Annotated in this window: 5 protein-coding genes and 1 riboswitch; of the genes, 4 read left to right on the forward strand and 1 reads right to left on the reverse strand. The window is 72.2% G+C overall.

Annotated features, from left to right (window positions below):
- The first annotated feature begins 279 nt into the window (after nucleotides 1-279).
- Nucleotides 280-411: riboswitch (cyclic di-AMP (ydaO/yuaA leader) on the forward strand.
- Nucleotides 412-414: 3 nt separating this feature from the next.
- Nucleotides 415-1428: a coiled-coil domain-containing protein gene (locus ACQEUR_RS24275; RefSeq protein WP_433035366.1), complete on the forward strand. Its 1014-nt coding sequence runs from the start codon at nucleotides 415-417 to the stop codon at nucleotides 1426-1428.
- 137 nt (nucleotides 1429-1565) lie between these two features.
- Here the strand turns inward: ACQEUR_RS24275 and ACQEUR_RS24280 are convergent, their stop codons facing one another.
- A complete protein-coding gene (locus tag ACQEUR_RS24280; RefSeq protein WP_433035369.1) occupies nucleotides 1566-2420 on the reverse strand; it encodes a copper resistance CopC family protein in 855 nt (284 codons plus the stop codon).
- A gap of 149 nt (nucleotides 2421-2569) precedes the next feature.
- Between ACQEUR_RS24280 and ACQEUR_RS24285 the strand changes: the two genes are divergently transcribed.
- From ACQEUR_RS24285 to ACQEUR_RS24295, 3 genes are all read left to right on the forward strand, one after another.
- Nucleotides 2570-3925, forward strand: coding sequence for a hypothetical protein (locus ACQEUR_RS24285; protein WP_433035372.1), 1356 nt, complete (start codon nucleotides 2570-2572; stop codon nucleotides 3923-3925).
- Nucleotides 3926-4081: 156 nt separating this feature from the next.
- Nucleotides 4082-4996, forward strand: coding sequence for a cation diffusion facilitator family transporter (locus tag ACQEUR_RS24290; RefSeq protein ID WP_433035375.1), 915 nt, complete (start codon nucleotides 4082-4084; stop codon nucleotides 4994-4996).
- Nucleotides 4997-5327: 331 nt separating this feature from the next.
- A partial coding sequence (locus ACQEUR_RS24295; RefSeq protein WP_433035378.1) for a beta-L-arabinofuranosidase domain-containing protein occupies nucleotides 5328-6390 on the forward strand: 1063 nt, incomplete at its 3' end.

The following is a 6390-nucleotide window of genomic DNA, read 5'->3' on the forward strand; positions in this document are numbered from 1 at the left end:
TCCGGCGGCCGTCCGCGGGTGGAATCGGCGTACCGACCGACCATTCTGGACCCCTTCGATGCCGTCGGCGCGCACGCCCGGAGCGGGTGGTGAATAGCCGGTCGCCGATCGTGAATGACGTCACAACGGGAACGTACGTCGATGCGTTCCGTCACGTTCGCCATTACTGATAGTTGTTGCGCCGCAACGCGTTCAGCAGGAATCGGGTCTTGCCATTTTGGAAGCGAAACCGGGTATGCTGACTGCCGTTCATAGCCGCCAGGCACCGACTGGTGCCGGTGCTGATCGCCGCCTAATCGCCGCCAGGCGAGCCGGGGACCCAAGCACCTGGGGTGAATCCGCGACAGCGGTAGGGACCTCTTCCATCCCGAACCCGTCAGCTAACCCGGTCGGCGGCCGACGGAAGGGATACATGTGAGGGCACCCCTACGCCGATGGCTGGCGCCTGCCCTGGCAATGCTCACCGCCGCCGCACTCGGTGTCGTCGCGCCGTCGCCGGCCTCGGCCGCCCCCAAGCCGAACCCGGCGCCCAGCGGAGAGGTCGAGACGCCACTCCTCGGCGACGTCCTCGCCGCGACCGGCAAGCGGTACGCGGAGGCCAAGTCCGCACTCGACAAGTCCCGCAAGCGGCAGTCGAAGCTGGCCGGCGAGCTCAGGGTGGCGGAGGCCAGGCTGGCCGCGTTGGCTCCGGAGGCGAGCCAGATCGCGGCCGAGTCCTACCGCAGCGGCAAGCTGAGCGCCGTGTCGATGATGCTGAACAGCGCCTCGTCCGACGCGTTCCTCGACCGCATGGTCGCGCTGGAGGAGTTGAACGCTCTCAACAACCAGAAGCTGCGGGCTCTGGGCGAGGCGCGCGACGCGATCAACCGGGCCAAGACGTCGATCGACGCCGAGGTGGCCGAGCAGCGGACCGCGCAGAAGGTCATCGAGAAGCAGAAGAAGGACGCGGAGAAGGCGCTCGCGCTGGTCGGCGGCAGGTCGCTGACCGCCGGTGGCCTGGTGGACGCGACGTCGCCGGTGGCCAAGCCGGGGCCGGGCTACGGTGACGGCTTCCCGGGCGAGTCCTGCAACAAGGAGGATCCCACCACCGGCGGTTGTGTCACGGGGCGGACCCTGCACGCGTACAAGGAGGTCAAGCGGGCCGGCTTCAACCGGTTCGTCGGCTGCTACCGCCCCGGCGGGCCGTACGAGCACCCGAAGGGCCGGGCCTGCGACTGGTCACTGCGCAACTCCGGGTTCAGCCCGGCGGCCAACAACGACCAGCGCAAGTACGGCAACGACCTCACCGCGTTCCTGGTCCGCAACGCAGACCGGCTCGGCATCCTCTACGTCATCTGGTACAGGCAGATCTGGTTCCCGGCCACCGGCTGGAGTTCTTACAGCGGCGCCAGCGACCACACCGACCACGTGCACATGTCGATGCTCTGAGCGGCGTTCCGGGCCGACCGGACCGCTTGACGCCCCGCCACCGCCTGCCGCGGTGGCGGGGCGCTCGCATTCCGGGCCCCTCCGGACAGGTTCTGCCGCCGGGACCGGACCAGGAGCGGGGGGCCGGTTCGCCGGGCTCAGCGGCCGGTCTTGCCCCGACGGCTCCGCTGGCGGGAGGCACCGCTCTTCGGGCGGGCCGGGCGGCTGCCACCCGTGCCGGTCCGGCTCGCGGTCGGGCCGGCGGCGCGGTCGAGTCCGGGTTCCCGCCTACCGTCCTTGGCGCCACCGCCACCGCCACCGGCGGCGGCCCGGCGCCGGGGCCGGACGGCGAGGACCACCATCACGACCACCGCGCCGAGTAGTAACGCCGGGAGGAGCCAGACGGCGACACCGCGGTCCTCCGGGGCGGCCGGGGCCGCTGCCGGGGTCCCGGCGGGTGCTCCGGTCGCTGCGCCGGTGGGCCTGGTCCCGGTGTGCCCGCCGCCCTCGGCCGCCGCGACCAGGGCCGGATCGGCGGTGTTGGTCGGCGGCGACCAGCCCGCCGGCGCCGGGGTGACCGGTCCCCGGTAGACGAACTTCAGGCTGCCCCGGACCGCCTCGCCGTCCGAGGCCACCGACAGGTAGTCCACGGTGTACCGACCGGTCGCCGGCCAGTGCGCGACCTTGACCAGCGCGGCGTAACCGGTGTGGTAGGCGCGCGGCTCCCACGTGCCGTCCGTCAGGAAGTATTCGGTGACCGGGCGGTCCAGCCGCCGGCTCGGGCCGGGACTCCAGCCGTCGTCCACCCGGCCGCCGCCCGGCGCCGTCACCGTGAAGTGGGCGTTCGTGGCGGGCTGCTCGGTGTAGTAGAGGTCGAGTGTCGCGCGCGCCCTGCTCACCGTGCCGCCGGCCGGCGGGTCGGAGACGGCGAGCTGTCCGTGCGCCCGGGCCGGTGTCGCCGGTACGGCGAGGACGGCCGTCCCGCAGACGGCGATCGCGGCCAATCGGCTCACCGTACGGACGGTGGTACCCCTTGATCGCATCGGCTCATCATGGTGGCTACCGCCGTACCTCACAAGACGCTAGAGTCCCAACCCGACCCGCGGCCGTCCCCACCGTACGGAGCCTCGATGACCTCGCCGACCGGCCCACACCGGGCCCGGTGCGCCGGGTGGACCCGGGTGCCCCGCTGATGCTCGGCACGGTGCTGGCGCACGGCGTCGGCGGTCGGCAGGACCTGCCCATCCCGTTCGCGTACGCGGTCACGGGTGCCGCGCTCGCCCTGGTCATCTCCTTCCTGGCGCTGGGCGCGCTGTGGCGCGAGCCGCGGTTGGCCGATCCCGGCGCCGGACGGCCGCTGCCCGCCGGGCTGGCCGGCCTCGTCGACTCGGCGGGCTGCCGGTGGGCGCTGCGCGGGCTGGGACTGCTGCTGGCGGCGTACTTCTGCCTCGGCCTGTTCCTCGGCCCGGACGACGAGCGCAATCCCACGGCGGGCACGCTCTACATTCTGTTCTGGGTCGGTCTCGTGCCGCTGTCGCTGCTGTTCGGTCCGGTGTGGCGGCTGCTCAACCCCCTGCGTACCCTCCATCTGCTCGGCTGCGCCGTGCTGCGCCGGGATCGGGACCGCGGCCCGCTCGCGCTCGCGCCTGGGCTCGGGTACTGGCCGGCGGCGGTGGGCCTGACCGCCTTCGTCTGGCTCGAACTGGTGGCGCCGGACCGGGCCACCCTGCCGGTGATCCGCGCCTGGTTGATCTGCTACGCGGTGGGCACGCTTGTCGCGGCGACGCTCTTCGGAGCCCGCTGGTTCGACCGGGGTGACGCGTTCGAGGCGTACAGCGGGTTGGTCGGGCGGCTGGCGCCGCTCGGCCGGCGGGACGACGGGACGCTGGTGTGGCGCAACCCGCTGGAGGGGATGGCGACGCTGCGGGCGGCGCCGGGGCTGACCGCCACCGTGGTCGTGCTGCTGGGATCGACGCTCTTCGACAGCCTGGTCAGCACGCCGGGCTGGGCGCGGTTCACGTACCGGCTGGACCTGTCGCCGACCCTGGTCGGCACCCTCGGGCTCGGCGCGGTGGTCGGCGCGGTCCTGGCGGTGTACGTCGGGGCCTGCGCGCTCGCCGCCCGGCTGGCCGGGGCGGATCGGGCGGGTCAGGTGGCGGGTCGGTTCGCCCACAGCATCGTGCCGATCGCCGTCGGGTACGTCCTGGCGCACTACTACTCGTTGCTGGTGGTGGACGGTCAGCGGACGCTCAGCCTGCTCTCCGATCCGCTGGTGACCGGCGCCGACTGGCTGGGCACCCGGGACTGGGTCGCCAACACGGCGCTGATCACCCCGGCGAGCGTGGCCACCCTGCAGGTGACCCTGATCGTGCTGGGGCACCTGCTCGGGACCGTGCTGAGTCACGACCGGACGCTGGAGGTCTTCCCGGGTCGGTCGGCACTCGCCGCGCAGGTGCCGCTGCTGGTGCTGATGGTCGGCTACACCGTCGCGGGCCTGCTGCTCCTCTTCGCCGGTTGACTCTTCCGCCCCGTCGTTCCGGGCGGCCGTCCTCCGGGTGCCGGTTGCCCGTTGTGGTGGCCGTCCTCACTCGTTGTCAGGACCGACAACCACTTGCAAGTTGCATACATAGCGATAAGCGCATACGTTGTCCGTGGAGCGGCGGGAGGATGCGGGATGGGTGCTGGCCATGATCACGGGAGCCCACTGGTGTGGGCCGGCGACCGGCACCGTCGCCCGCTCTGGACCGCCCTCGGCCTGCTGGGCCTCTACATGCTGGTCCAGGCGGGTGCCGCGTGGCTGACGGGTTCCCTGGCGCTGCTGTCGGACGCCGGGCACATGTTCACCGACGTGCTCGGCATCGGGATGGCGCTGGCCGCGATCACCGCGGCGGGCCGGGCCTCCCGGGATCCGCAGCGGACGTTCGGGCTGTACCGGCTGGAGGTGCTCGCCGCGCTGGCCAACGCGGTGCTGCTCTCCGGAGTGGCGGTCTTCGTGGTGGTGGAGTCGGTTCGCCGGTTCGCCGATCCGCCCGAGGTGGCCGCCGGGCCGATGCTGCTGGTGGCCGCCGGTGGGCTGGTGGTCAACGTGCTGGCCTTCCTGCTGCTGCGCTCGGGTGCCAAGGAGAGCCTCAACATGCGGGGCGCCTACCTGGAGGTGCTGGGCGACCTGCTCGGCTCGGTCGGCGTCATCGTCGCCGCGCTGGTCATCGCCACCACCGGATGGCGGTACGCCGACCCGATCGTGGCGGTCACGATCGGCGTGCTGATCCTGCCCCGGACCTGGCGGCTGGCGATGGCGGCCGGACGGGTGCTGGTGCAGGCCGCGCCGCCGCACGTGGAGGTCGCCGCGGTCCGGGAGCGGCTGGCCGGCGTCGACGGGGTGACCGAGGTCCACGACCTGCACGTCTGGACGCTCGCCTCCGGGATGGACGTCGCCTCCGCCCACCTGAACGTGGCCGCCGGGGTCGACGTGGCCACCGTGCTCGTCGCCGCCCGCCGCCAACTGCACGACGACTTCGGCATCGACCACGCGACCCTGCAGGTCGAGCCGGCGAGCCCGGAGCGGCTCTGTCACGGCAGTTCCTGGTGACGCTCGCCATCCGGCGGGGTGCGCCCTGGTTCGACGCCCAGGTGGGCGACCACGGTGGACACGCCCGGCGCGGCTGACGACGCGCTCCGGCCCGGCTCGCGGTGCGGTGCGGTGCGCGGATGTGCGTGACCGTCGGCCGGCATCCGCCGCGAATCAGGAATTCCGTTTCCCGGTGCTGATGCCCGAGCGGGTGCGACAGGAGTAGGTCGATCTCCGTGGAGTTTCCGACAGATGTCAGGTAGGCGGCCGGGTCCCGCCTGAGTAGGTTTCTTGCCATCGAATGTTAGCGATCACATGCAGTTCGATCGGTTGCCCGCCAGGAGGTAGAGCAATGGCCCCAGAACAACAGCCGATTGACCGGCGCCGTTTCCTGAAATCCGCCGGCGTCGTCACCGCCACCGTGGTGGGTACGAGTGCCGCCTCCGTCGCCGGGCTCGGCGCCACCGCTGCCGCCGCGGCCCCCGGCTCGGGCGCCGGACCGACGTCGTCCGGCGGTACCCGGCACACGGCCCCGTCCGACGTGGCGTCCCAGGCCGACCTCTACGACCGCAACCCCCGGTGGCGGGTCAAGCCGTTCGGGTTGGACCAGGTCGAACTCCTCGACGGAACGCTTTTTGCCGAGAAGCGGGACCGGGTACTGGCGCTCCTCGAGGCGTACCCGGCCGACCGCGTGCTGCACAACTTCCGGGTCACCGCCGGGCTGCCCACCCCGCCCGGCTCCACCCCGCCCGGCGGCTGGGACGACGCCACGGGCAACCTCCGGGGCCACTACAGCGGGCACCTGATCAGCGCGTTCAGCCAGGCGTACGCGTCGACCCGCGAGTCGGTCCACCGGGAGAAGGTCGACCACATCGTCGCCGAGCTGGCCCGCTGCCAGGAGGCGCTGGCGGCGAGCGGCCGGTACAGCCACCCGGGATTCCTCGCGGCCTACCCGGAGGACCAGTTCGTCCGGCTCGAATCGTTCGCCACGTACCCGACGATCTGGGCGCCCTACTACACCTGCCACAAGATCATGCGAGGGCTGCTTGACGCGTACCTGCTGGTCGGGAACCGGCAGGCGCTCGACGTGGTCACCGCGATGGGGGACTGGGTACACAGCCGGCTCTCGGTGCTGCCCCGGGAGACCCTGAACCGGATGTGGGCGATCTACATCGCCGGCGAGTACGGCGGGATGAACGAGGTGATGGCGGACCTGCACGCCATCACCGGGGACGCCCGGTACCTCGACACGGCCCGGTGCTTCGACAACCGGCAGTCGCTCTTCGACGCCTGCGTCGAGGACCGGGACATCCTCACCCGGCTGCACGCCAACACCCACGTACCGCAGTTCGTGGGCTATCTGCGGGTCTTCGACCAGGGCGGCGACGCCACGTACCACGCCGCCGCGAAGGACG

Origin of the sequence: Plantactinospora sp. CA-290183 (genome assembly GCF_050936375.1) — a bacterium.
Lineage (GTDB): Bacteria > Actinomycetota > Actinomycetes > Mycobacteriales > Micromonosporaceae > Plantactinospora.